The organism is Mesorhizobium sp. WSM1386, assembly GCF_055901595.1.
Window position 1 is genome coordinate 5,334,526 of record NZ_CM148373.1, and the last position, 24,270, is coordinate 5,358,795.

Here is a 24,270-nt window from a genome sequence, read left to right on the forward strand (position 1 = left end):
TAGAGTCGGGCATACTGAAATCGGGGAGTGCCATTTATGGCGAAGGCGGACGCGTGGGGCGCGCCCGGAGGGATGGCTTTTGCGCGTCGCGAGACGAGAAGCGATGGCCTTGCCGGGAATACGCGGCTCATCGCCGAACCAGCCTACAAGCGGCTTCTGGCTGCCGAACCGTTGCTGCGCCGGTCGATACCGGCCCTCATCGTCATCTTCCTGATCGTCATCGCGGCGCTGCGCGTGCTTTCGCTGATGAACGAACGCGACGATGTGGAGCGCGACGCCAAGGCGATCCTCACACTGGCGGCCGGCCAACTGGCCAGTTCGCTCGCCACCGTCACCGATACGCCGCCAGGCGCCATCCAGGACCTGCTGGAGACCACCAGCCGCCAGGGCGCGATGGGCCGCAGCCATGTGCTCGTCATCACCGACGGCGCCTTCAAGATCACCGCGGTAACGCCACGCTCGACGCCCTGGCAGGGCCACTCGCTCGACGGCCTCGTCGAGGGCGGCCAGCCGCTGTTCATGTTCGGTGACCGCGCCGGGGTCATGGAGGTCAGCATCGGCGGGCAAGACTGGTACGCGGCAGTAAGCGTGGCCAAGGACGGGAAAGGAGCCGCAGCGGCGCTGGTGCCGCAGGAAGCCGTCTTCGACACCTGGCGCAAGATCGTCTCGCTGAACGTCACCCTGTTCGTGCTGACCGCCGGCGTGCTGATCATCATCCTCTATGCCTATTTCGGGCAGGCGGCGCGCGCCCAGGCAGCCGACCGCATCTACCTCGAAGCGCACCAGCGCATCGACATGGCGCTGGTTCGCGGCCGCTGCGGCCTGTGGGACTGGGACATGGTGCGCGGCAAGATGTACTGGTCGCGTTCGATGTACGACATGCTCGGCTACGAGCCTTGCGAGACGATGCTGTCCTTCGGCGAGGTCGACGAGATCATTCATCCCGAGGACGGAGACCTGTTCGAGCTCGCCAACAGAATTGTCGCGCGCGAAATCGACCATATCGACCAGGTGTTCCGGATGCGGCACGCCGACGGCCAATGGGTGTGGATGCGCGCCCGCGCACAAGTCATGGATCCGGAGGCGCCGGAGATCCAGCTGATCGGTATCGCCGTCGACGTCACCGAGCAGCGCCATCTGGCGCTGCGTTCGGAGGCGGCCGATCTTCGCCTGAGGACCGCAATCGAGAACATCAATGAGTCCTTCGTGCTGTGGGATTCCGCGCAGCGCCTGATCATGTGCAACTCCAAATACCAGCAGGACAATGGGCTCTCGGATCGCGACGTGATGCCAGGTGTGACGCGGGTGTCGCTGGAAGAGCGGATGCTGGCCTTTGCTTCAGAGCGCCGGCTCGCCAACACCAATGGTCCGCAAGGCGGCGCCACTTTCGAGCGGCAGCTGTCCGACGGCCGCTGGCTGCAGGTCAACGAGCTGAAGACCAGGGATGGCGGCATCGTCTCTGTCGGCTCGGACATCACCCAGATCAAGCTGCACCAGGAGAAGCTGGTCGACAGCGAGCGCCGGCTGATGGCGACCATCCATGATTTGAGCCTCGCCCGCCGGGCCGAAGAGGAACGGTCGCGCGAACTGGTCGACCTCAACCGCAAATACATGAAGGAAACCGAGCGCGCCGAGGCGGCGAACCGGGCCAAATCCGAGTTCCTGGCCAACATGTCGCACGAACTGCGCACGCCGCTGAACGCCATCATCGGCTTCTCCGAACTGATGGAACAGGGGCTGTTCGGCCCGCTGGGTTCGTCGCGCTATGAGGAATATGCCACCGACATCAATAGCAGCGGCAAATACCTGCTCGGCGTCATCAACGACATTCTCGACATGTCCAAGATCGAGGCCGGCCAGTTCTCGCTGGACCAGGAGCAGATCGACCTTGGCCCGCTGATCAGCGAGACGGTGCGCGTCGTCTCGCTGCAAGCCGCGCAAAAGGCGATAACCGTGGAAACGCGCATCGCCGACGCGCTGACACTGTTCGCCGATCGCCGGGCGATCAAGCAGATCGTCATCAACCTGCTGTCCAACGCGGTGAAATTCACCGGCCAGGGCGGTCACATATCGGTCAGGGCCCGCAACACATCGGGCGCGCTGGTGCTGACGATCGAGGACAATGGCTGCGGCATCCCGAAGGAGGCGCTCGGCAAGCTCGGGCGGCCCTTCGAACAGGTGCAGAACCAGTTCTCCAAGAACCATGCCGGATCCGGCCTCGGCCTCGCCATCTCGCGTTCGCTGGCCGAGCTCCAGGGCGGCGCGCTGAAAATCCGTTCGACCGAAGGTGTCGGCACGATCGTGTCGGTGCGCATACCGGTGAAGAAGGCGCCTGCGGTGGTCAAGGTGGCCGCCTGAGAACCAGGCCGGCTATGGTCGCCCGGCACGAAGCAAAAGGTCAAAGTCCTGCCTGACCTTCTGCGACGTCTCCTTGAGATGTGCTTCCAGCACACCGAAATCCGGCAGGTCGGTGACCGCCAGAAGCAGATCCGAAAGCCCCGGCGGAACATCGTCGCGCTCAAAGGCTCCGGTGAGGCACAGCCGCGTCATCTGGGTCAGCGCCAGATAGAGGCCGTAGGCTTCGCAAAGCTCCTGCCTTACCCCGGAATCGGCAAAGCGAGGGGCTAGGCGGGACAGTATCTCGGCCGTACCGGTCACACGCGGTCCGGTCTCGACCTGCCTGGTGATGACGGCCACCTGGGCGATGAATTCGAGATCGATCAGTCCTCCAGGAATAAGCTTGATGTCCCACAGGTCGCGCGGCGGCTTTTCCTTTTCGATCATGGCCCGCATGTCCGAGGCTTCGGCCTTCACCTTTGCAGCATCGCGCGGCTGACCAAGCACCGCGGCAACTTCCGCTTCAACTTCAGCGCACAGGCCGGCATCGCCGGCGACGGCACGGGCCCGCGCCAGTGCCATGTGCTCCCAGGTCCAGGCCTCCTGGCGCTGGTACTTCTTGAAGGCGTCGATATGGGTGGCCACCGGCCCCTTGTTGCCGGACGGGCGCAAGCGCAGGTCGAGCTCGTAGAGCACCCCTTCCGCCGTCGGTGCCGATACGGCCGAAATCAGCCGCTGCGTCATGCGGGTGTAGTAATGCGAGGGCGCAAGCGGCTTTTCCCCGTCGGAGTCCTCGGCGTCCGCATCGTGGTCGTAGAGCAGGATGAGGTCGACGTCCGACCCCGCGGTCAATTCGCGGCTGCCAAGCTTGCCCATGCCAAGCAGCGAAACCACGCCGCCGGCGATCGTGCCGTGACGCGCCGCGAATTCGGCCATCACCGCCCGTAACGCGGCCTCGATGGTGAGGTCGGCCAGGTCGGAAAAGGCGCGGCCGGCGCGGACCGGATCGATCGAGCCGGCGAGCAGGCGCACGCCGATCAGGAATTTCTGCTCCGAGGCAAAGATGCGCAAACGGTCGAGCACGTCCTCGTAGGCCCTGTCGCCTTCGATAAAGGCCGACAGCCGGCCTGAGAGATAGGCACGGTCCGGCAATTCATTGAGAAGGGCTGGATCAAGCAGGCCGTCGAAGACATGGGGCCGGCGCGTGATGATCGCGGCCAGCCGGGGTGCGGCGCCCATGATCGTCGCCATCAGCTTGAGCAGCGCCGGGTTTGACTGCAGCAGGGAGAACAGCTGGATGCCGGCCGGCAGTCCGGCAAGGAATTCATCGAAACGGATCAAGGCTTCGTCCGCCCGCCGTGTCTGGCCGAACGCCTTGAGCAGGGCCGGCGTCAACTCCGTCAGGCGCTCGCGCGCCTCCGCCGACTGGGTAACGCGATAGCGGCCGAAATGCCAGCCACGAATGACACGGCAAATGTCGCTCGGCCGCTGGAAGCCGAGACCATGCAAGGTCTGCAATGTGTCGGGGTCGTCGACGTCGCCGGTGAAGACCAGATTGCCGATGCCCGCCGAAAGCTCGGGTGCTGTTTCAAAGAGCGCCGCATAGTGGCGCTCGACCTGTTGCAGCGAGGCACGAAACGCCCCGGCGAAGATTGCCGCATCGGCAAAGCCCAGCATGCGGGCAATGCGCTCCAGCCCCTCATCGTCTTCCGGCAATGTGTGCGTCTGTTCATCGGCCACCATCTGGATGGCGTGTTCGACACGGCGCAGGAACCAATACTGGCGGGCAAGCGCGTCGCGCGCCTCGGTGGTGATCCAGCCGCGCGCCGCGAGCTGGCCGAGCATCGGTACGGTCTCGCGGCCGCGCAGTTCCAGGAAGCGGCCGCCGGCGATGAGCTGCTGTGTCTGGACGAAGAACTCGATCTCACGGATGCCGCCGCGGCCGAGCTTGACGTTGTGGCCCTTCACGGCGATCTCGCCGTGTCCCTTATGGGCGTGGATCTGGCGCTTGATGGAATGGACATCGGCAATCGCGGCGTAGTCCATGTATTTGCGCCAGATATAGGGCTGGAGCTCCTTGAGGAAGGCGGCGCCCGCGGCCAGATCGCCGGCCACCGGACGCGCCTTGATCATGGCGGCACGCTCCCAGTTCTGGCCGCGCGCCTCGTAGTAGCGCAGTGCGGCTTCGACCGGGATCGCCAGCGGCGTCGAGCCGGGATCGGGACGCAACCTCAGATCGGTTCGGAAGACATAACCGTGCTCGGTGCGGTCCTGCAGGATGCGCACCAGCCGGCGCGTGAGACGCGAAAACAGCTCGGTGGCGTCGAGGGGATCGACGACGGCAGGGACTTCCGGATCGAAGAACACGACGAGGTCGATGTCGGAAGAGAAATTCAGCTCGTGCGCGCCAAGCTTGCCCATGCCGAGCAGGATCCAGCCCGACTGCCGCGACGGGTTGTCAAGATCCGGCAACCTGAGCTTGCCTTGGCCATGGGCGTCACGCAGCAGGAAGGCGACCGCCGCGCGGGTGCAGGCATCGGCAAGGTCGCTCAGCCGCCTCACCGTCAGCGACGTTTCGGCCTCGCCGGCGAGATCGGCGAGCGCGATCAGGAAATGCGCCTCGGCCTTGCATTGGCGCAACTCCATCATCAGGCCGGATTCCGAGACCGGCTCCGCCAGCGGCGCCTTGTCGATCGCTGCGGTAATCGCTTTCAGACGAGCCTCCACCGGCTGGTCGAAAAGACTGTCCAGGATCCGGGGCCGGCGCCGCGCCGTATCGCGCAGGAATGGTGAGAGGTCGAAGACGGCGGCCAGGAAATCCTGACCCCTCCCCTTGCCGGCCAGGAACTTGGCCAGCCGTGTCAGGCCTTCCTCGCGTGCCGCTGCCGCGATCTCGGCCAGTTCCTGCCGCGCCCGGCTTGCGTCAAGAGGAACAAGCGCGACCTCGGGCCTCAGCAGCCAGTCGGTCTTGCTGCGCTTGGCAACGGCCGCCATCAGTGATCCTCGCGAGTGGGGAAACTCATGACCACGGATAGTCCCGGATTGCCGGGCAACAGGTCAAGCCGACCGTAGTGGAAAGTCATGACCGCCTTGGCGAGGCTGAGGCCAAGGCCGGAACCCGGTTGTGAACGGCTCTTCTCCAGCCGCACGAAACGTTCGGTCGCCCGGGCACGATCGGCATCGTCTGGGATGCCCTGGCCGTTGTCGGCGACGGTGAGCCTGATCTCGCCATGCGTGCGCGCGAGCGTCACACGGACCGCCGGTTTGGACGTGGAATCCGTCGAATACTTGATCGCATTGTCGACGATGTTGGACAGCGCCTGGCCGATGAGCTCGCGGTTGCCGTCGACGATAAAAGCGCCGTTGACCTTGGCTTCCAGCGAGACGCCAGCCTCTTCCGCCACTGGCTCGTAGAGTTCGACCACGTCGCGCACGGCTGCCGCCAGATCGACCCGATTGGTATGCTCCGACGAATATCCGGCCTCCAGCCGCGAGATCATCAGTATGGCATTGAAGGTTTTTATGAGCTGGTCGGATTCGGCAATGGTGCCTTCGAGCGCCTGGCGGTAGTCGGCGGGCTTGTGCTTGCCGGAAAGTGTCGCCTCGGCTCGGTTGCGCAGCCGGGTCAGCGGCGTCTTCAGATCATGCGCGATGTTGTCGGAAACCTGCTTCAGGCCTTCGTTGAGCGTTGCGATCCTGGCCAGCATGGCGTTGAGGTTTTCCGAAAGCCGGTCGAACTCGTCACCGGCGCCGGTCACCGGCAGCCGGCCGGAAAGATCACCGCCCATGATGCGACGGCTCGCTTCCGAAACGCCGTCGATGCGCTTCAGTGCGGCGCGGCCGACAAAGAACCAGATCAGGATGCCGCCCAGACCCATCATGCCGAGCGCCAGCGTCAGGGCACGGCGGATGACGGCGCGAAAGCGCTCCGGCTCGCCAAGATCGCGGCCGACCAGCATGATCATCTGGTTCGGCAGCCGCAGCACCAGCGCGATGGCGTTGTGGCCCTTCTCGCCCTCGGCCTGCACCGCGTTCTCGCCGGTTGAAGGTGATGGCGTCTGGTCGGACGTTCCGCTGCGCAGGCGATCAAGCTCGCCTTCTCCGAAACGCTTGTAGGAGAACGGCTCGGTCGTCCAACCCTCGGCCTCGATCACGCCCGGCTCCAGGCTCTGCACATTGCCGGTCAGGATCTGGCCGTTGGCATCGGCGATCAAATAGAGGTTGGCGCCAGGCTGGCGCGAGCGCGCCTCGACCACACGGACCAGCACCGGCAGACCACCACGCTGATAGGCACGGGCGAGACCGAGCACTTCGTCGTTGATGGTTTCCTGCGTCTGCGCGGTCAGCATGCGTGCCGACAGCGAGGTCATGTAGAAGACGAGCGACACGGCGCAGATCGCGAACAAAAGAAGGTAGAGCGCCGAAAGCCGCGCTGCCGTCGTCTTCATGATGGCTGGCACGGATAAGGCCATGCCGTCGCCTAGATCAGCATGATGTTTGGTAGAGCCGTCATGCTGATCCAGCTCTTTGTTGGAGCATGATCTCTAGACAAACGGAAATCGTTTGTCCGAGAAAACCGGTACCCACTTTTCGGGATCATTCTCTAGCCGCTCTTCAGCATGTAGCCTGCGCCGCGAACCGTATGCAGGATGGGCTTGTCGAAGCCCTTCTCGATCTTGCCGCGCAGCCGCGAGACGTGGACGTCGATGACATTTGTCTGCGGATCGAAATGATAATCCCAGACGTTTTCGAGCAGCATGGTGCGCGTCACCACCTGGCCGGCATGGCGCATCAGATATTCGAGCAGCCGGAATTCGCGTGGCTGCAGCGTGATCTCGCGCGCCGCCCGGCGGACCGAATGCGACAGCCTGTCGAGCTCGAGGTCGCCTACCCGGTAGACGGTTTCGGCCTCCTTGGCGCTGGCCCGGCGGTTCAGCACCTCGACGCGGGCCAGAAGTTCGGAGAATGCATAGGGCTTGGTCAGATAATCGTCGCCGCCGGCGCGCAGACCGGTGACCCGGTCGTCGACCTCACCCAGCGCCGACAGGATCAGCACCGGCGTGGTGTTGCCCCTCGAGCGAAGGCCGGCAATCACCGACAGGCCGTCACGGCGCGGCATCATCCGGTCGATCACCATCACGTCATAGTCGCCGGCATCTGCAAGCGCGAAGCCGGTCTCGCCGTCACCAGCGACATGCGCGGTATGACCAGCCTCGTTGAAGGCTTTCTGCAGATAATCCGCAGCCTCGCGATCATCTTCTATGACGAGAATCTTCATAGGCCCATTATACGCGATTTCGCTGGAAGGTTGAGTAGCAGGCATCTGCATTCTAGCCTTTGCCAAAGCGCATCGCGATCAAGATGATCCCGAGCGTGCGCAATTAAATCTTGTTCTCTGGTGTCTTCATCGTGACATGCCTGTTTTAGCGCATGTCGCTATCCGCATTCGCGGCATCTCCTCGCACCAGGCCGGAGGGAGCGCTTCTGGACAGCCTATAAGATGTGCGGCAGCGGGCGATGGGAGGCCCGCTGCCGCCGGAGGAGAGCACGATGACTGACTAACGTACCCGGCTCCATGCTTTCCCATGCGGCGGTTCGGGGGTGTTTGATACCGCCGCATCGGAAAAATCGTTTCAGCCCTTGGCGACCGGCAAGGCGACGAAGCGGTTGTTGTCGTCATGCGTGATCTGCATCAGCACGGCCTTACGTCCGGACTTCACCGCTTCGGTCATCGCCTTGGTGACGTCCTCGGTGCCGTTGACTTCGGTCGAGTTGACCGCGGTGATGACGTCGCCCGGCTGGATGCCGCGATCGGCGGCATCGCTGTCGGGATCGACGTCGGTCACCACGAGACCCTTGCCGTTTTCGGACTTGGTGACGGTGAGGCCGAGATCGGCAAGCGTATCGGGCTTTGCCGGAGCGGCGGGCTGCTGTTGCTGGTCGTTCGAGGCCTGCTTGTCGCTGGCGGGCAGCTTGCCGAGATCGACCTTGACCGTCTGGCTCTTGCCGTCACGCCAGACGGTGACGTCGACCGGCTTGCCCGGCGAATAGGCGCCGATCAGGCGGGCAAGCTCTTTCGGCGAAGCGACGTCCTTGCCATCGACCTGGGTGATCACATCGCCAGCGGTGATGCCGGCCTTCTTGCCGGGGCCATCGTCCTGGGCGCTGGACACCAACGCGCCATTGTTGGACTTCAGGCCGAGCGATTCGGCGATGTCCGAGGTGACCGGCTGGATTTCGACACCGAGCCAGCCGCGCTGCACGGCACCGTTCTTCATCAGGTCGCCAACAACCTGCCTGGCGGTCGAGGCCGGGATGTCGAAGGCGATGCCGACGCTGCCGCCCGACGGCGAGAAGATCGCCGTGTTGATGCCGACCACCTGGCCGTTGAGATTGAAGGTCGGGCCACCCGAGTTGCCGCGGTTGACCGAGGCATCGATCTGAAGGAAATCGTCATAGGGGCCAGCGCCGATGTCACGGCCGCGCGCCGACACGATGCCGGCGGTGACGGTACCACCGAGACCGAACGGATTGCCGACAGCCACGACCCAGTCACCGACACGAACCTTCGAATCATCGGCGAAATCGACATAGGTGAACTTGCCGCCACCGTCGACCTTGAGCACGGCGAGATCGGTGCGCGGATCGGTGCCGACCAGCTTGGCGTCGAGCTCCTTGCCGTCATTGGTCACAACGGTGAAGGCGGTGCCCTCTTCGACGACGTGGTTGTTGGTGACGAGGTAGCCGTCCTCGGAAATGAAGAAGCCGGATCCCTGCGCCACCGGACGCGGCTGGCCGTTGTTGCGGTCGCGGTGACCGAAGCGGCGGTGACCTTCGTCGTTTTGACCGCCCTGGTCGCCAAAGCCTCGGAATTCCTTGAAGAAGCGGCGCAGCTGCGGATTGTTGGGAAGATTGTCGAGACCGTCCTGATCGTCGGAGCCGTCATCGGCGGTCGGCTGTATCTTGGCCTTGACCTTGACGCTGACCACGGCCGGGGAAACGCGCTCGACGACGTCGGCGAAGCTTGGAACCTGCGGCGCCTCGACACGCACCGCGTCGGCCAGGACGGGGCTGGTCCCGCTGGTCAGCGCGCCAACGCCGATCGCACCGGCAACCGCGACGGACGCGACGGCAGCCAGGAGACGCTTGCGGGTGCGGGAATATGAATTGGGGGCAATATTCATGGGTCTCTGATCCTCTTTTCGAAGGGACACGCCTTGATCGCATCCTCAGGAAAGGAGAATTAGAACGGCGCACATTACAACGCCATTTCCGACGCATGAAACTTTGGTAATGTTGGCGGCCGACCTGCCTGTCGGGCGGTCTCACCCTTCACGCCATTTCGCAGTCAGTCCCGGCGCAGGATCGCGTCCAGCGCCGCCTGTTCATCGGCGGAGAGGGATTTCGTCGCCAGTTGCCGGCGGGAACGGGCGTTGAAGGCGATAAAGATGCCGCCTGCCAGAAGCAGAATGACGGGCGTGCCCCAAAGCAGCGCGTTGCGCAGGTCGAAGCGCGGCTTCAAAAGCACGAACTCGCCGTAGCGCGAAACCACATAGTCCATCACCTGCTGGTCGGTATCGCCGGCGACGAGGCGCTGGCGCACCAGGATGCGCAGGTCGCGGGCCAGATCGGCATCGGATTCGTCGATAGACTGGTTCTGGCAGACCATGCAGCGCAGGCCTTCCGACAGCGCCCGGGCTCGCGCCTCCAGCGCCGGATTAGCCAGCATCTCGTCAGGCTTCACCGCTTGCGCCGCACCGGCAAAGAGCAGCGCCAGCAGCAGGACAATCGACGTCAGCGAGAACCTTGCCTTCATGGCAGACCCGTTGGCGCCACCGCCGGTTTGCGGCGCCGCGAGGGTGCGCCGACCCGCAAGCGCCTGTCCATCAGCGACATGGCCGCGCCCGCCATCATCATCAGGCCGCCGCCCCAGATCAGCGTTACCAGCGGCTTCCACCACAAGCGCACCACGACGGAGCCGTCCTTGCCTTCGTCACCGAGCGAAATGTAGAGCTGGGAAAGACCAAGGGTCTTGATGCCGGATTCCGTCGTCGTCGTCTGCCGCACCGGAAAGAAGCGCTTGGCCGAGCTGATTTCGCCGATGGGACTGCCGCTGACGCCGATCAGCTCGAAGCGGCCGCGATCTTCGCTGTAGTTGGGGCCCTGGGCCGGATAGAGCCCGACGAAACGCAGCGTGTGGCCGGACAATTCCACCGTCTCGCCGGCATGCATCGACAGGATTTTCTCGGTACCGAAGCAAAGCGTGCCGACAATGCCCAGCGTGGTCAGGCCAAGGCCGAGATGGGCGAAAGCCGTGCCGAAGACCGAGCGCGGCAAGCCAAGCAGGCGCCGGACCATGTTCCCCGTCGTGACATTGCCGAACCCCGCCTTGACGGCGATGTCGGTGAGCGCACCAAGGATCAGCCAGACGGCAAGACCAACCCCAATGGCCGCCAATACCGAAGCGCCGTCGATGAACAGGGCGGTGACCAGTGCCGTCAGGAGGGCGCCGCCGAACGCCATCATCAGGCGCTGCGCGACCGCGAAGACATCGCCGCGTTTCCAGGCCAGCAGCGGTCCAAAGGGAACCATCACCAGCAGGGGTACCATCAGTGGCGCGAAGGTCAGGTTGAAGAATGGCGCTCCGACCGAAATCTTGTCCGAGGAAAGGGCCTCGACCACCAACGGATAAAGCGTGCCGACGAGCACGGTGGCGGTCGCCGTCGTCAGGAACAGATTGTTGAGGACGAGCGCGCCTTCGCGCGAAATCGGATGGAACAGGCCGCCGGCTGTCAGCTTCGAGGCGCGCAGCGCAAACAGCGACAGCGAGCCGCCGATGAACAGCGTCAATATGCACAGGATGAAGATGCCACGTGTCGGATCGGTGGCGAAGGCATGGACGGAGGTCAGGACGCCCGAGCGCACCAGGAAGGTGCCAAGCAGCGACAGCGAGAAGGTGAGGATGGCAAGCAGCAGCGTCCAGATCTTCAAGGCCGAGCGCTTTTCCATGACGATGGCCGAATGCAGTAGCGCGGTGCCCGCCAGCCACGGCATGAAGGAAGCGTTCTCGACCGGATCCCAGAACCAGAAGCCGCCCCAGCCGAGTTCGTAATAGGCCCAGTACGATCCCATGGCGATGCCGCCGGTCAGGAACATCCAGGCGACCAGCGTCCATGGCCGCACCCAGCGCGCCCAGGAGGCATCGATGCGGCCTTCGATGAGGGCCGCGACCGAGAAGGAGAAGCAGATCGAGAAGCCGACATAGCCGAGATAGAGCAGCGGCGGGTGAATGGCGAGGCCGAGATCCTGCAGGACCGGGTTGAGATCGCGGCCCTCGATTGGCGCCGGATTGAGCCGGATGAACGGATTGGACGTCGCCAGGATGAACAGGAAGAAGGTAGCGCCGATGGCGCCCTGCACAGCCAGAACATTGGCCCGCAGCGTTGCCGGCAGGTTGGAGCCGAAAGCGGCGACAAGCGCACCGAAAAAGGTCAGGATCAGCACCCAGAGCAGCATCGAGCCTTCGTGGTTGCCCCAGGTCCCGGTGATCTTGTAGATCAGCGGCTGCAACGAATGCGAGTTTTCCCAGACGCTCGCCACCGAGAAGTCGGAATTCGCATAAGCGCTGGCCAGCGCGACAAAAGACAGCGCCGTCAACGCAAAACCGGTCACCGCGACCGGGCCACCGACAGCCATCAGGCGCTGGTTGTTCAGGCGCGCGCCAAACAGCGGCACGATCGTCTGCACCAGCGAAAGCGCGAATGCCAGGACCAGGGCGAAATGTCCGGTTTCAACCATGACTGTACCTGTAATTCACCGTTGCTCTCCTGCCAGAGCTATTCACTCTTGCTCTCCTGCCAGACGCCCTTGGCCTTCAGGCCATCGGCCACTTCCTTGGGCATGTAGCGCTCGTCGTGCTTGGCCAGCACGCTGTCGGCGACAAAGACGCCGTCCTGGCCGAAGGTGCCCTCGGTGATGACGCCCTGTTCTTCGCGGAAAAGGTCCGGCAGGATGCCGGTGTAAGTGACCTTGACCGACTTGTGTGTATCGGTGACCGAAAAGGCGACGGTCGCGCCCTGCCCGCGCTCGATGGTGCCCTTCTCGACCAGCCCTCCCAGCCTGATGCGCTGTCCCGGCTGGACGCTGGCTGCGGCAAGATCGGCCGGCATGTAGAAATAGGACGCCTTCTGGCCGAGCGCGTAGAAGGTCAGTCCGGTGGCGGCGCCCAGGAAAGCCAGTCCGCCCACGATGACCGACAATCGTTTCTGCTTGCGCGTCATGCTCTACTCCGTCGCCGCCAGGCCGAGCGAGGCGGCAAAGGTGGTGAATTTCTTCGCTTCGTCACTGTCGGCCCCAAAAACGGCAATGGCGCGATGAAGAGCATCGCGCGCCTCATCGGCCTTGCCCAGCACGACGTAGGAACGAACGAGCCGCATCCATCCTTCCGCGTCACGCGGATTTTGCCGCAGTTTGTCGTCGAGACCCGCGACCATGGTGTTGATCATGGCTTCGCGGTCCTGCGGCGACATGGAGGACGCGGCGTCGACATCGGCGGCATCGGGCCCTTTCGCGGCCGCGCCGGAAGCGACTTCGGGGTTGCCGGATTTGGCCAATGCCTGCTCGATGGCGCCGCGCCACGGTGAATCCGGCGGCAGCGTGCCGAGCATCGCCTGCCAGGAGGCAACCGCTTCCTTGGTTCGCCCCTCCTGCGCCAAGGCCACCGTCAGATAGAAACTGGCTTTCGCATTGGCCGGATCGAGTTTCAGCGCCGCCTCGAAAGCATCCTGGGCATCGGCCGAAACAATGCCGCCCGCCGCACCGGCGATCGCTTCGCCAAGGCCGGCCTGGCGGACAGCGCTGTCGCCATCGAGGCGAATGGCGTTGCGGTAGGCGGCGGCCGCGTCGGAAAAGCGCTGCATGCGCAGATAGACCGGGGCCAGCACATCCCACCCCCGGCCGTCGGAAGGATTGGCGGCAAGGTGAGCCTCCGCCCGCGCGACCAACTCGTCGACCGAGCTGTCGGCCGGGTTCTTGGCCAACCGCTCGCTGAGCGGCTGTGACGGCAGGTCGGGCGAACCGAGCTGGCTGTAAAGCCCCCAGCTGACCAACGGTACCGCCAGCACCGCGACGGTCGCGACAAGTCTTGACGTGGCCGACGCCGGCCTGGCCGATGCCTTGCCGGCTGGATCCGCATTGTCGAGGCGCAGGATGCGGCGGGCGATCTCGGCGCGTGCCTCGGCCGCTTCCGCCGGCTGGATCAGGCCCCGCGCGGCGTCGCGGTCAAGCTCGGACAATTGATCGCGATAGACTTCCAGATCGTGGTCGCCGCTCGACGCGCCGCCTTTCGGGCCGGCAGCCAACGGCAACAGCACCGCCAGGCTCGCGCCCAGCGTCAGGATTGCGGCTATGACCCAAAACAGCATGGCTCTTCCAATAAAGGCAGAGACTTGCCCTGCCAACATGTCCATCCTGCGACGCTTTGACGGCGGACGCGCCTGACGTCCTTGATCGACGTCAAGCGACCAGCTCCCAACCGGGATATCAGGTCAGCGGCGTCCAGCTGCCGTCGGTGTTGCGGCAAGCGGTTCCGCGGGCGGTGACGCCGGCTCCGCCGGTGAACACCGTCTGCGTGTACTGGCGGCAGTCCTGTGAACCGACGCGATAGGGCTGGGCCGGCACCACCTCACCATAGCGCGAGGCCTGGTCGCCTTTCCACGTCACCTTCTGGCCGCTTGTCGTATATTCGAGCGCCTTGTATTCGGCCTCGAGCGCACTGCGCTTCTCCGTTGCGCTGAGGCTGCTGCCGATCGAACCGCCAATCAGGCCACCGCCCATCGCGGATATGATCGAGGTGGTGACCTTGCCGCCCGAAGGAGGCGTCGAGGTCGGCGTCGGCGCGACGGTGGGGCCCTTGCCGCTCAAGGTGGTGCAGCCGGACACGGCCAGCAATGCGGAAAAAAGCGCGACGCGAATCTTCATGCCAACAACCGGTTTTCTTGAGTTGGAGCCTGCCATGGATGCGCCTGGGGCCGCGTCATCGGAGAAGTGGGCGTCGCCATAGTATTGATATTTGTCGGAAATTTGGCCATTGCCGGCCGCTCCGGGACCAATCGATATGCCGCCATAACATGTGCCGTCCATCGGTGTCGATTGGCCCTGGGAAACGTCACTGAAGGCTCCGCAACCGCACCACCGCCTTTAATCCACCCATGCCGGACCGTTCGAGCGCGAGAACGCCTCCATACTCGTTGACGAGGTCGGCGACAATGGCAAGCCCCAGACCTGTGCCCGGTTTTGTCTCGTCCAGGCGTCTTCCGCGCTTCAGCGCGTCGCGCGCTCTGTCCTCGGGAATGCCGGGGCCATCGTCGTCGATGCTGATCTCGAACAGATGGTCATCCTTGCCGACCAAGGGGACGACCGAGACCGACACCGCGCTCCTTGCCCATTTCATCGCATTTTCAAGAAGATTGCCGAGCAGTTCCTCGAGATCCTCGCGCTCGCCGGCAAAAACGATCTCGGATGCCGGCAGTGTCAGCGACAGGCTTGTCTGCGGATTGAGCTTCTGCAAGACCCGCACCATGCGCTGCACCAGCGGCGCCACCGGTGTACGGTAGACGACGCTGTCGCGCTGCGCCGCGACGCGGGCGCGCTGCAGGTAATGATCGACCTGCTTCTGCATGGAGGCGGCCTGTTCGGCGATCAACTGCCCCTTGGCGCCGCCGAGCGCGCGGCCCTCGTTGAGCAGCACCGCGAGCGGCGTTTTCAGCGAATGGGCGAGATTGCCGACCTGGGTTCGCGACCGCTCGACGATGCGTTTGTTGTTTTCGATCAATGCGTTGGTTTCGTTGGCTAACGGTTCGATCTCGGCTGGAAAGCGGCCGTCGAGCCGCTGCGCGGTGCCCTCGCGCACCATGGCGAGCGCGTTCCTGACCCGGCGCAGCGGCTGCAGCCCAAGCAGGATGGCGATAGCATTGATGGCGATCATGCCGATGCCGAACAGGCTGAGATAGGTCAGCAGGCGGCGCTGGAAGGTTCCGATTTCCTGTTCGAGTTCGCTCTGGTTGCCCATGACACGGAAACGCGCGGCACGGTTCTTGGCGTCGAGGACGAATTCGCTCTCGAACACTTCGAGTTGCTCGCCGTCGATACCCTCGGCCGAATAGCTGCGCTGGAAGCTGGCATTGAAAGGCACGTCGGCGACGCTTGGCGACGGGATGGTCCTTGTCATCGACGAGGAGTGGAGGTCGCCATGCACGCCTTCCGAGGCCGGTTCCACCGACCAGTACCAGCCCGAATTGGGTTCGGAGAAGCGGAGGTCGCCGAGATCGGGGGCGCCGGTGAGCGCTCCGGTATCGGAAATGCCGATGGAGCCGATCAGATTGAACAGATGCGCCGAAAGCAGGCTGTCGAAACCGCGTTCGCTGGCCTGACGGTACAGCGTGGTGATCAGGGTGAAGATGACGACCAGGGTCAGGATCGCCCAGACCGTGGAGAAGGCGATGACGCGGAACGTCAGCGAGCGCGGCCACAAACGCAGCGAAAGCGGCGTCCTTGCGATTGGTTTGAGCGGTTCCGAGTTACGCCTCCGGCTCACGCATGCGGTAGCCCATGCCGCGCACGGTTTCGATCATGTCGATGCCCATCTTCTTGCGCAGCCGCCCGACAAAGACCTCGATGGTGTTGGAATCGCGGTCGAAATCCTGGTCGTAGAGATGCTCGACCAGTTCGGTCCGCGAGACCACATCGCCCATATGGTGCATGAGGTAGGCGAGCAGGCGGAATTCGTGCGAGGTCAGCTTCAGCGGCACACCGTCGACATCGGCCTTCGACGCCTTGGTGTCGAGACGCAGCGGCCCGCAGGTGAGCTCGGACGAAGCGTGGCCGGCGGCCCGGCGGATAAGCGCCCTGACCCTGGCCAGCACTTCCTCGATATGGAACGGCTTGGTGACATAGTCGTCGGCGCCGGCATCGATGCCGGAAACCTTGTCGCTCCAGCGGTCGCGCGCCGTCAGGATCAGCACAGGCATCTTGCGGCCGCCGCGCCGCCAGCGCTCGACCACGCTGATGCCGTCCATCTGCGGCAGACCGATGTCGAGCACGACAGCGTCGTAAGGCTCGGTGTCGCCGAGGAAATGGCCCTCCTCGCCGTCGAAGGCACGGTCGACGACATAGCCGGCATCGACCAGCGCATCGGCTATCTGGCGGTTGAGATCCTTGTCATCCTCGACGACGAGTACGCGCATGCGGAGATCGATACCTGTTGAAGAGCTTTTTTTGGACTGAAGACTGGTCAGATCGAAGGGTTGGGGTCAGATCGAAGGGTTGGGGTCGGATTGAAGATTGGGGTCAGATATAGGCCGATTCCGGCGTCCTGGGAAACGCGGCCTCTAAGGTGAAAGATCCGGTCAGTTCTGCGGCACGACGATCTCGGAACGGCGCGGACGCTGCCCGTCCTTGCCGGGCACCAGCACGACGATGACGCAGACCGGCTGGCCGCCGCGCGTCGACTGCGAGGCCTTGGCCAGCGTTCCGCCATTCTGCTGGGCAACCTGCTGGCCGATCGCATAGCAGTCGGACGCGGCCAGAACGATCGGGCTGGCCTGGTCGGGGGCAATGACCGGCATCGCCACCGCCTGCGACGCAAACAGCCCGGCAGCACATAGCGCCAGTGTCGCGGTTCGGAAATGGGAGCGGAGCGTTTTCATGACCAGCGTTGTAACGCATCGGTGCTGAACGTGAAATGAACGGTGATCGAAGCACAAAACATGTCCGCTACACCCCTGAAAACACAGATGACCAATCGTGATTTCGACGCCCCAACCCGACGAAATCCAGGAAAGGGCAGTCTAGACTCTGTTTCGGTCATATTGAAAGCGCGTCAGGCATTTTCCTGCGTCAGGGCGCGAAACCGCAGCAGCCCGTGATGCACCAGGAGCTCCTCGTCGTAGCGGGCTTCGGTGAACTCGAGCGACAGCCGCGTCTGTCCGCGAGGACCGATGATCAGCACCGCGTTGTCAAGGCGTGCCTTGATGGCGTCCATGATTGCAAGCGTTTCGGCTTCACCCTGGGCTTTCGACCAGACGTGCAGCGTGATCAGCTGATCGTCATTGTTCTCGACGCCCGTATCCCAGTCGAAGGCACTGGTCTGACCGCAGGTCACATAGGGAAAAGCGGCATTGTCGGCCGCCCGTTCCAGCAGCCCGGCACCGCCGAGCAATGCCGACAGTGAGGCGTCGCCTTTCAGTCTTAGAAACAGTGCCTGCTGCAAATCGCCGGGCGCGGTCATCGTCCTTTTCCTCAAGCCTTGCGCCACCGACATCGGCTTTCGCAAGCCTGTCCGTCTGCATGTTCTGCCAGATATAGTCGTTCGCCACGCGAAGACGATGGCGATTCGTCATCAGAATGATGAACGCCGATGATCTCGAAGATACGACCTGCCGATACCCCGTTCAGCCGATGTCGCGCAACCTAACGATGAAATCGCCAAGCGCAAACATCCACATGCCAGTTTTCAGACGGCGGGCTTGTTCCAGCCGCATTTGAAGGCCAGCATCGGCCGTGCCTTCAAGGCGTCCGCTTCGGTCCCACTGCGATCGAACGCGACGCCATTTTCGTCGAGCTTGGTCTATGGCCGGAGCGTCGGCGCTTTGCTGGCCGGCCACACACTTGACCCAGTCGGCCACCGCGATCCTCGAAGGCGATGGCGGCTTTGCATGAAGTCGCAAAAGAGAGATGTGGTCCGTCTCCCGACGGATCGGCGCGAGCTTGAAGAGGAGCCAGCCCACGGGCGGGTTTTGCCAAAATCAACGTAAGACGCGAGGTCGAATGCGATGCAGTCCACCGCCCACAAAATCCCGGTATCCATCATTATCCCGAACTACAATTACGCGCGTTTCCTTGAACGCAGCATCGACAGCGCCTTGGAGCAGGACCACGACGACGTCGAAGTCATCGTCGTCGACGATGCATCGCAGGACAATTCCACGGCCATCATGGAATCCTACGGCGACAGGATCCTTGCTTGTCCGAGACGAAAGAATGGCGGGCATGCGGCTGCCTTCAATACCGGCTTTGCCGCCAGTTCGGGCAGAATCATCCTCTTCCTCGACGCCGATGATTATCTTTATCCGGAAGCTGTCTCCAGGATCGTCGACACCTGGGACGCGGCAACTGCCCAGGTGCAATCCAGACTGCACATTGTCGACGAGCGGCAACACATCAAGGACGTCTTTCCGCCGCCGGAACTGCCCTTCGACAGCGGTGATGTCGTGGCGAAACTGCTGCACAAGGGGCGCTACCAGACGACCGTGACCAGCGGGCTGGCCTTCGACCGGACGACCCTGGAATCGATCATGCCGATTCCGGAACCGGATTTCCGTCAGGGCGCCGACGGCTATCTTGCGACGCTGGCGCCACTCCATGGCCACGTCCAGTCCATCGATGAATGTGTCGGGGCTTACCGGATCCACGGCGCCAACCATTCGGTTTTCGGTGAAAAGCTCGCCGAGCGGGCGCGCTGGCGGGTGGAGCACGATTTCCACCGCATGGAGGCGCTGTCGGACCAGGCATCGCAGGTAGGCCTGACCGTCGTGCCGGCAGACATTGTTCGCCATGATCCGGTCCATCTGGAAGAACGGCTGGCGTCGCTGTGCGCGGACAGGCACCGGCACCCCGTGGCCGATGATTCCCGGCTGGCGCTCGCGGCGGCGGGCGCTGTCGCCAGCCTCGAAATGTCGGCGTCCCTGCGCCGCCGCGCCGTGCTTGCCGGCTGGTTCCTGTCGGTCGGCATGCTGCCGCGGCAAATGGCCATGGCGGTGCTGTCGTGGAAGCTCGACGCATCGTCCCGGCCGAGATTCCTTACCAGCCTGTCCAGCACGATCCGCCGCGCGATGGGGTAGCCGAAGCCCTTGACAGACGACTACTGACCGCGGTCAAGGCCTGCCGCGCAACCGGACCACGAAGCTGCGCACCGCCAGCACCAGCACGGTGATGATGATCAGGATCACCGAGAGGGCGGCGATGGCTGGATCGATGTTGTCGCGCAGGCCCATCCACATCAGCCTTGGCAGGGTGATGGCGTTGACCGAGGTGATGAACAGCGTGACGCCGATCTCTTCCCAGGACAGCACGAAGGACAGAAGTGCCGCGGTGACGATGCCGAACTTGATGTTTGGCATGATGACGCGGGTGGCGCGCTCCCACACCGAGGCGCCGAGGCCGCGCGCGGCAAGGTCGATGCGCCGGTCGAGTTGGCTGAGCGAAACCAGGATCAGCACCGTGGCGAAAGGCACCGTCATCACCGAATGCGCCATGGCGACGCCAAGCCAGGTGTCATAGCCGAAGAAGGAGCTGACACCGGAGATCGAGGTGAGCAGGAAATAAAGCGTCACCGCCGAGACCACCGGCGGCACCACCATCGGCAGCAGCACGAAGCCGACGAGGGCTGCGGTGAAACGCGGCTGGAACATCCACACGCCAAGGCTGAAGCAGAGCGCCAGCACGGTTGAGATGGCGCTGCTGACGATGCCGATCCTGATCGACAGCAGGATCGACTGAAGCCAGCGCGGATCCTCGATCAGCGAACGATAGTGGCGCAGCGACAGTTCGCCCGACGGCATCGCCAGCATGCGGCTCGGCGTCATTGACACCGGGATGACGGCGAGCAGCGGCAAAAGCAGGAACAGCGCCACCAGAACGGCGAGGATCAGCGAGACGGGTCCGGGGCGATAGGTCGGCATCAGATCAACTGCTTCGGTCTGACATAACGGAACAGAAGCGCCATCAGCGCACCGACGAACAGCACCAGCACGACGCTGATCGCCGCACCCAGCCCCCAATCCGGGCTCTGGAAGATGCGGAGATAGATCAGTTCGGCGATCATCACGCTGCGGCCGCCACCGAGGATCGCCGGCGTGACGAAGAAGCCAAGCGAGAAGACGAACACGATCATCGCCGAGCCGATGATGCCGGAGCGGGTCATCGGCACGAACACGGTCCAGAAAGTGCGCATGCGGCTGGAGCCGAGCCCGCGTGCCGCCAGCAGCACCCGGTCGTCGAGGCTGCGCATGGCCGAGGCCAGCGGAAAGACGGCGAACGGAATGAGGAAATGCGTCATGCCGACGATGACGCCGAACTCGTTGCGCACGAGCGCCAGCGGTTCGGAGATGAAGCCGATCGCCTGCAGCCAGGTGTTGATCAGACCGCGATTGGACAAAAGCGCCACCCAGCCGAAGGCGCGCGTCAAAACCGAGATCCAGAACGGCACCAGGATGCAGAACTCGGCGACAAGGCGCTGCGCCGGCGTGCCGCGCACCCAGACGACTGTTATCGCATAGGCGGCGGCAACCGAGACGACCGTGACGATGGCCGCGATGCGCAATGTGCGGATGAACACCGACTGCACCAGATCGTCGGTGAGCAGTGCCTCGTACTGGCCGAGCCCCGGCGTCGGCAGTGTGAAGCTCCACTTCACGACACCGAGGAACGGCCATGCATAGGCGAGGACAAGAAACAGGAGCAGCGGCGCCATCAACAGCGCCGCTCCCATCCTGTCGGAGAGATATGCTCTCATCTGGACCCGATGATCCCGGCCGTGGTCAGGCCGAGATGATCTTGGTGTATTCGTCGAGCGCCGGCCCGTAGTTCTTGGCGTACCAGTCCATGTCGAGCGCGATCTGCTTCTTCATGTTCTCCGGGTCGACCGGGTTGATGCGCTTCTTGTCGGCGGGGATCAGTGCGTCGGCGGCCGGATTGGCCGGGCCCTGCCCCAGCTTGTCGAACATGACGAGCTGCTTTTGCGGATCCTGCGCGCTGGCGATGAACTTCATCGCCGCGTCCTTGCCGCCGGGGTTGTTCTTGAGCACGGCAAGGGCACCGGGCGAGATCAGGCCCTGGTCCCAGATGAACTTGATCTTGCCGCCCGAGTCCTGCTCGATCAGCGAGGCGCGGGTCGACCAGACGATGGCCATCGACGCCTCGCCGTTGAGCAGCACGCTCTGGCTCTCGGCGCCGCCGCCCCAATAGGCGACGACGTTCTCCTTGAAGGCAGCGATCTTGTCATGCGCGCGCTTGAGGTCGAGCGGATAGAGCGAGGCCGGGGCGATGCCGTCCGCCAGCAGTGCGGCTTCCCAGCTCGAAACGCCCCATTTGTAGAGCGAGCGCTTGCCGGGGAACTTCTTCACATCGAAGAAATCGGCCATGCCGGTCGGTGCGTCCTTGCCGTATTTCTCGGAATCATAGGCGATGACGTAGGAGAAGAAATAGGTCGAGGCGGCATACTCCCAGCCGAAGCCCGGCCGCATCTTCGTCTTGTCGACGATTTTGTAGTCGATCGGCTCGAGCATGCCTTGTGCGCCGAGCGTGATGGCCGAGAATGGATCGACGTCAACGAGGTCCCAGGTCGGGGCGCCGCTCTTGGACTGCGCGGCGATCGCACCCTCGGTCGGGCCGGAGCCGTCCATCTTGACGGTGATGCCGGTGTCCTTGGTGAAAGCCTGGCCGTAGGCGGCGTCGTAAGCCGTTATGGCGTCGCCACCCCAGTTCACCAGAACCAGTTCCTTGGCCTCTGCAAAGGCACCGGTCGAGCGCAAAAGCATCGGCGTGCCGGCGAGCACGAGTGCTGCCAGCTGCGTGAACTGGCGGCGCGAGATCTCGCCGCGACCGGCCCTGGCGGACAGGGTCTCGATGGCTTGTTTTTTGGTATCGTTTGTCATGTCAGTTCCCCTTTTTTGTCGTTGATCATTCCCGGAAGCCTGCGTGTCCCATCGGTCCACGCCGGCGGTCATTGTCCTCCTTCCGGAAGGAGGAAACCCTTTTCCGCCGGCCAGGTCAGCCAGACGGAATTGCCTTTGCTCAGCGCCGCGGCCGCGACCTCGTTGGGCACCGAGACGGTCACCCTGGCGCCCTGCCGCGTCGTGAGGTCGAGCTTGGTCGCCGCACCCAGATAGGTCGAGGCGGTGGCGGTCGCGGCAATGCCGTTCTCGCCGGCGGCGGCCTCACCTGAGATCGACATATATTCGGGGCGGATTGCCAGGATTGCATCGCCACGGACTTTCTCGGCCTTGCAATGCATGCTGACCGCGCGGTCCTCGCAGACGCCCGTCGAACCACTGCCGGTGGGCTTGACCCCTTTCAGCGGCAGCATGTTGATCTCGCCGAGGAACTCGGCGACGAAGCGGTTGTCCGGCCGGTCGTAGACCTCATCAGGCGCGCCGACCTGCAGCAATTTGCCGTGGTTGAAGATGGCGACGCGCGACGACAGCGCCAACGCCTCGCTCTGGTCGTGGGTGACGAAGACGAAAGTGGTGCCGGTTTCCTGATGCAGCCGCTTCATCTCGGCCTGCATCTGTCCGCGCAGGCTCTTGTCCAGCGCCGAGAACGGCTCGTCGAGCAAAAGCACGCCCGGCTCGAACACCAGCGCGCGAGCCAGCGCCACGCGCTGCTGCTGGCCGCCGGAGAGCTGCGACGGCAATTTCTTCTCGTGGCCAACCAGCCCGACGCGCTCGATCATCTCGCCGACGCGCTTCTTGATCTCGGCGGCCGATTTCTTGCGGACCTTGAGCGGGAAAGCGATGTTGGCCTCGACGCTCATATGCGGGAACAGCGCATAGCCCTGGAACACCATGCCTGCGGCGCGCTGCTCGGCCGGACGGTTGGTGATGTCTGTGCCGTCGCTCAGGAGGCGGCCCTCGGTCGGCTGCACGAAGCCGGCGAGGATCATCAGGAAGGTGGTCTTGCCCGAACCGGAGGGGCCAAGCAGGGTCAGGAACTCGCCGCGGCCGATATTGAGCGTCAGATCGTCCAACGCACGGAACGAGCCGAAGCTCTTGCCGATCCCGATTGCCTTGATCTCTGCGGCCCGGCCGGGTTGCTGCATCCTGCCTTCTTCCTCAGTCCCAAGAGGAAATCGTAGGCAGGCCGGCGGCTCACCGCAACCGAATAGTTTTCGCCTGATCGGCAAATTTGATTCATCTATGGTCGGTCAATATGGCCTGACCGGGTTCTCCGAGAGCTTCGATCTCAGCCAGCCCCCGAACGCCTCCAGCACCGGATGGCTGGTTTTTGCGTGCTCGGAGACCAGGTAATAAGAACGCGGCGACTTGATTGCGATGTCGAACGGCCTGACCAGCCGGCCTTCGCTCAAGGCGCGCCGGCTCGTCAGTTCGTCGCCCATGGCAATGCCCTGGCCGGCGATCGCCGCCGAGAAGACGAGGTTCATGTCCGAAAAGAAGATGCCACCCTCGGTGTCGGGGTTTTCCACCTTGGACAGCGCCAGCCAGCGCGCCCAATCCTCGGTGTCGTCGAGGTGAAGCAGATTGGCGCGCAGCACATCGGCCGGCCTGGAGAAGCCGCCGACCTTGTTGAGCAGCGTCGGACTGCAGAGCGGCGTGAACGAGATTTCACAGAGCGGCTCGACGGCGCGGTTCGGCCAGTTGCCGACACCGAAAGCGATGAAGGCATCGGCATCGGCGTTGCTGACATCGTCGAGCCGCCTGGGGGTCAGGATGCGCAGCGCCACGTCAGGGTACATCTGCCGGAACTCGCCGATATGGGTGCATAAAAACAACGAGGCGAAGCCCGGCGTGCAGGAGATGGCGAACGAGCCGCCGACGCCGGTGCCAGCATCGCGCGTCACCGCATCGCCAAGCACCGTCAGCGCCTTGCGCACATCGCTGGCATAACGCTGGCCGCGCGGCGTCAGCGCCACGCCCTTGCCGATGCGCTCAAGCAGGTCGAAGCCGAGATCGCGCTCCAGCAGGCGCAGTTGATGGCTCACCGCGCTGCGGGTGAGGTGCAATTCGTCGGCGGCGCGCCAGACGCTGCCATGACGGGCGAAGCTGTCGAGGGCGCGCAGCGCCTGTGTGGAGGGAATTCTCAAGAGGTGAACCGAATTTGCACGAACCGGGAAAACATATCACTTTTTGGCGAGCCGCT

The 24,270-nt window shown here is 63.8% G+C and carries 21 protein-coding genes; 2 read left to right on the forward strand and 19 right to left on the reverse strand.

What is annotated here, in order from left to right; all coding sequences use genetic code 11:
• Positions 1–36 precede the first annotated feature (36 nt).
• Positions 37–2,358, forward strand: coding sequence for a PAS domain-containing sensor histidine kinase (locus AC0NIH_RS26295; protein WP_473462562.1), 2,322 nt, complete (start codon positions 37–39; stop codon positions 2,356–2,358).
• A 12-nt stretch (positions 2,359–2,370) separates the two neighbouring features.
• Here AC0NIH_RS26295 and AC0NIH_RS26300 read toward each other — a convergent pair whose 3' ends face one another.
• The 14 genes from AC0NIH_RS26300 to AC0NIH_RS26365 all read right to left on the reverse strand — a co-directional run bounded on the left by AC0NIH_RS26300 (position 2,371) and on the right by AC0NIH_RS26365 (position 18,122).
• Entirely contained in the window at positions 2,371–5,331 is a 2,961-nt protein-coding gene (locus tag AC0NIH_RS26300; RefSeq protein ID WP_473462565.1) for a bifunctional [glutamine synthetase] adenylyltransferase/[glutamine synthetase]-adenylyl-L-tyrosine phosphorylase, read from the reverse strand.
• Positions 5,331–6,809, reverse strand: a complete 1,479-nt coding sequence (locus AC0NIH_RS26305) for a sensor histidine kinase (protein WP_023764355.1) — start codon at positions 6,807–6,809, stop codon at positions 5,331–5,333. Before AC0NIH_RS26305 ends, AC0NIH_RS26300 begins: the two co-directional genes overlap by 1 nt.
• A gap of 131 nt (positions 6,810–6,940) precedes the next feature.
• Entirely contained in the window at positions 6,941–7,615 is a 675-nt protein-coding gene (locus AC0NIH_RS26310) for a response regulator transcription factor (RefSeq protein WP_023764356.1), read from the reverse strand.
• 355 nt (positions 7,616–7,970) lie between these two features.
• Positions 7,971–9,521 (reverse strand): Do family serine endopeptidase, encoded by a 1,551-nt coding sequence (locus tag AC0NIH_RS26315; protein WP_023764357.1) that lies wholly within the window; start codon positions 9,519–9,521, stop codon positions 7,971–7,973.
• A gap of 164 nt (positions 9,522–9,685) precedes the next feature.
• Positions 9,686–10,153 carry a cytochrome c-type biogenesis protein gene (locus AC0NIH_RS26320; protein WP_473462569.1) on the reverse strand — a complete coding sequence of 156 codons (468 nt, stop codon included), beginning with the start codon at positions 10,151–10,153 and terminating at the stop codon, positions 9,686–9,688.
• Positions 10,150–12,135 carry a heme lyase CcmF/NrfE family subunit gene (locus AC0NIH_RS26325; protein ID WP_473462571.1) on the reverse strand — a complete coding sequence of 662 codons (1,986 nt, stop codon included), beginning with the start codon at positions 12,133–12,135 and terminating at the stop codon, positions 10,150–10,152. The genes AC0NIH_RS26320 and AC0NIH_RS26325 overlap by 4 nt, the downstream gene beginning before the upstream one ends.
• Positions 12,136–12,173: 38 nt before the next feature.
• Positions 12,174–12,617 (reverse strand): cytochrome c maturation protein CcmE, encoded by a 444-nt coding sequence (gene ccmE / locus AC0NIH_RS26330; protein ID WP_287275110.1) that lies wholly within the window; start codon positions 12,615–12,617, stop codon positions 12,174–12,176.
• A gap of 3 nt (positions 12,618–12,620) precedes the next feature.
• Positions 12,621–13,760 carry a c-type cytochrome biogenesis protein CcmI gene (gene ccmI / locus AC0NIH_RS26335; RefSeq protein WP_473462575.1) on the reverse strand — a complete coding sequence of 380 codons (1,140 nt, stop codon included), beginning with the start codon at positions 13,758–13,760 and terminating at the stop codon, positions 12,621–12,623.
• Between the two features lie 118 nt (positions 13,761–13,878).
• The gene (locus AC0NIH_RS26340; RefSeq protein WP_473462577.1) at positions 13,879–14,316 is read right to left on the reverse strand and encodes a hypothetical protein; all 438 of its coding nucleotides are present in this window, start codon (positions 14,314–14,316) and stop codon (positions 13,879–13,881) included.
• A gap of 187 nt (positions 14,317–14,503) precedes the next feature.
• Complete coding sequence (locus AC0NIH_RS26345; protein ID WP_473462580.1) at positions 14,504–15,931, reverse strand: ATP-binding protein; 1,428 nt, start codon at positions 15,929–15,931, stop codon at positions 14,504–14,506.
• A complete protein-coding gene (locus AC0NIH_RS26350; protein ID WP_013896433.1) occupies positions 15,915–16,580 on the reverse strand; it encodes a response regulator transcription factor in 666 nt (221 codons plus the stop codon). Before AC0NIH_RS26350 ends, AC0NIH_RS26345 begins: the two co-directional genes overlap by 17 nt.
• A gap of 162 nt (positions 16,581–16,742) precedes the next feature.
• Positions 16,743–17,042 carry a hypothetical protein gene (locus AC0NIH_RS26355; protein ID WP_023764362.1) on the reverse strand — a complete coding sequence of 100 codons (300 nt, stop codon included), beginning with the start codon at positions 17,040–17,042 and terminating at the stop codon, positions 16,743–16,745.
• 173 nt (positions 17,043–17,215) lie between these two features.
• Positions 17,216–17,623: a DUF3168 domain-containing protein gene (locus AC0NIH_RS26360; protein WP_287388389.1), complete on the reverse strand. Its 408-nt coding sequence runs from the start codon at positions 17,621–17,623 to the stop codon at positions 17,216–17,218.
• 163 nt (positions 17,624–17,786) lie between these two features.
• On the reverse strand, positions 17,787–18,122 hold the full coding sequence (locus AC0NIH_RS26365; protein WP_474025081.1) for a hypothetical protein: 336 nt from the start codon (positions 18,120–18,122) through the stop codon (positions 17,787–17,789).
• 45 nt (positions 18,123–18,167) lie between these two features.
• Here AC0NIH_RS26365 and AC0NIH_RS26370 point away from each other — a divergent pair, with 45 nt between their 5' ends.
• Positions 18,168–19,235 (forward strand): glycosyltransferase family 2 protein, encoded by a 1,068-nt coding sequence (locus AC0NIH_RS26370; RefSeq protein ID WP_473462587.1) that lies wholly within the window; start codon positions 18,168–18,170, stop codon positions 19,233–19,235.
• A gap of 33 nt (positions 19,236–19,268) precedes the next feature.
• Here the strand turns inward: AC0NIH_RS26370 and AC0NIH_RS26375 are convergent, their stop codons facing one another.
• The 5 genes from AC0NIH_RS26375 to AC0NIH_RS26395 form a co-directional block, all read right to left on the reverse strand.
• Complete coding sequence (locus AC0NIH_RS26375) at positions 19,269–20,075, reverse strand: ABC transporter permease (protein ID WP_473462589.1); 807 nt, start codon at positions 20,073–20,075, stop codon at positions 19,269–19,271.
• Positions 20,075–20,908 (reverse strand): ABC transporter permease, encoded by an 834-nt coding sequence (locus AC0NIH_RS26380; protein WP_473462592.1) that lies wholly within the window; start codon positions 20,906–20,908, stop codon positions 20,075–20,077. The genes AC0NIH_RS26375 and AC0NIH_RS26380 overlap by 1 nt, the downstream gene beginning before the upstream one ends.
• Before the next feature lie 25 nt (positions 20,909–20,933).
• Positions 20,934–22,049 (reverse strand): ABC transporter substrate-binding protein, encoded by a 1,116-nt coding sequence (locus AC0NIH_RS26385; RefSeq protein ID WP_473462594.1) that lies wholly within the window; start codon positions 22,047–22,049, stop codon positions 20,934–20,936.
• Positions 22,050–22,117: 68 nt separating this feature from the next.
• The gene (locus AC0NIH_RS26390) at positions 22,118–23,212 is read right to left on the reverse strand and encodes an ABC transporter ATP-binding protein (RefSeq protein ID WP_473462597.1); all 1,095 of its coding nucleotides are present in this window, start codon (positions 23,210–23,212) and stop codon (positions 22,118–22,120) included.
• 105 nt (positions 23,213–23,317) lie between these two features.
• Positions 23,318–24,214, reverse strand: coding sequence for a LysR substrate-binding domain-containing protein (locus AC0NIH_RS26395; RefSeq protein WP_023777919.1), 897 nt, complete (start codon positions 24,212–24,214; stop codon positions 23,318–23,320).
• Positions 24,215–24,270: the final 56 nt, after the last annotated feature.

Bases quoted from the DNA above. Each gene is read 5' to 3' on its own strand.
- AC0NIH_RS26340 (WP_473462577.1), bottom strand. From the start codon at position 14,316: ATGAAGATTCGCGTCGCGCTTTTTTCCGCATTGCTGGCCGTGTCCGGC.
- AC0NIH_RS26355 (WP_023764362.1), bottom strand. From the start codon at position 17,042: ATGAAAACGCTCCGCTCCCATTTCCGAACCGCGACACTGGCGCTATGT.
- AC0NIH_RS26325 (WP_473462571.1), bottom strand. From the start codon at position 12,135: ATGGTTGAAACCGGACATTTCGCCCTGGTCCTGGCATTCGCGCTTTCG.
- AC0NIH_RS26375 (WP_473462589.1), bottom strand. From the start codon at position 20,075: ATGCCGACCTATCGCCCCGGACCCGTCTCGCTGATCCTCGCCGTTCTG.
- ccmE (WP_287275110.1), bottom strand. From the start codon at position 12,617: ATGACGCGCAAGCAGAAACGATTGTCGGTCATCGTGGGCGGACTGGCT.
- AC0NIH_RS26295 (WP_473462562.1), top strand. From the start codon at position 37: ATGGCGAAGGCGGACGCGTGGGGCGCGCCCGGAGGGATGGCTTTTGCG.
- AC0NIH_RS26320 (WP_473462569.1), bottom strand. From the start codon at position 10,153: ATGAAGGCAAGGTTCTCGCTGACGTCGATTGTCCTGCTGCTGGCGCTG.
- AC0NIH_RS26305 (WP_023764355.1), bottom strand. From the start codon at position 6,809: ATGGCCTTATCCGTGCCAGCCATCATGAAGACGACGGCAGCGCGGCTT.
- ccmI (WP_473462575.1), bottom strand. From the start codon at position 13,760: ATGCTGTTTTGGGTCATAGCCGCAATCCTGACGCTGGGCGCGAGCCTG.
- AC0NIH_RS26350 (WP_013896433.1), bottom strand. From the start codon at position 16,580: ATGCGCGTACTCGTCGTCGAGGATGACAAGGATCTCAACCGCCAGATA.
- AC0NIH_RS26370 (WP_473462587.1), top strand. From the start codon at position 18,168: ATGCAGTCCACCGCCCACAAAATCCCGGTATCCATCATTATCCCGAAC.
- AC0NIH_RS26310 (WP_023764356.1), bottom strand. From the start codon at position 7,615: ATGAAGATTCTCGTCATAGAAGATGATCGCGAGGCTGCGGATTATCTG.
- AC0NIH_RS26385 (WP_473462594.1), bottom strand. From the start codon at position 22,049: ATGACAAACGATACCAAAAAACAAGCCATCGAGACCCTGTCCGCCAGG.
- AC0NIH_RS26300 (WP_473462565.1), bottom strand. From the start codon at position 5,331: ATGGCGGCCGTTGCCAAGCGCAGCAAGACCGACTGGCTGCTGAGGCCC.
- AC0NIH_RS26390 (WP_473462597.1), bottom strand. From the start codon at position 23,212: ATGCAGCAACCCGGCCGGGCCGCAGAGATCAAGGCAATCGGGATCGGC.
- AC0NIH_RS26360 (WP_287388389.1), bottom strand. From the start codon at position 17,623: ATGACCGCGCCCGGCGATTTGCAGCAGGCACTGTTTCTAAGACTGAAA.
- AC0NIH_RS26315 (WP_023764357.1), bottom strand. From the start codon at position 9,521: ATGAATATTGCCCCCAATTCATATTCCCGCACCCGCAAGCGTCTCCTG.
- AC0NIH_RS26380 (WP_473462592.1), bottom strand. From the start codon at position 20,908: ATGAGAGCATATCTCTCCGACAGGATGGGAGCGGCGCTGTTGATGGCG.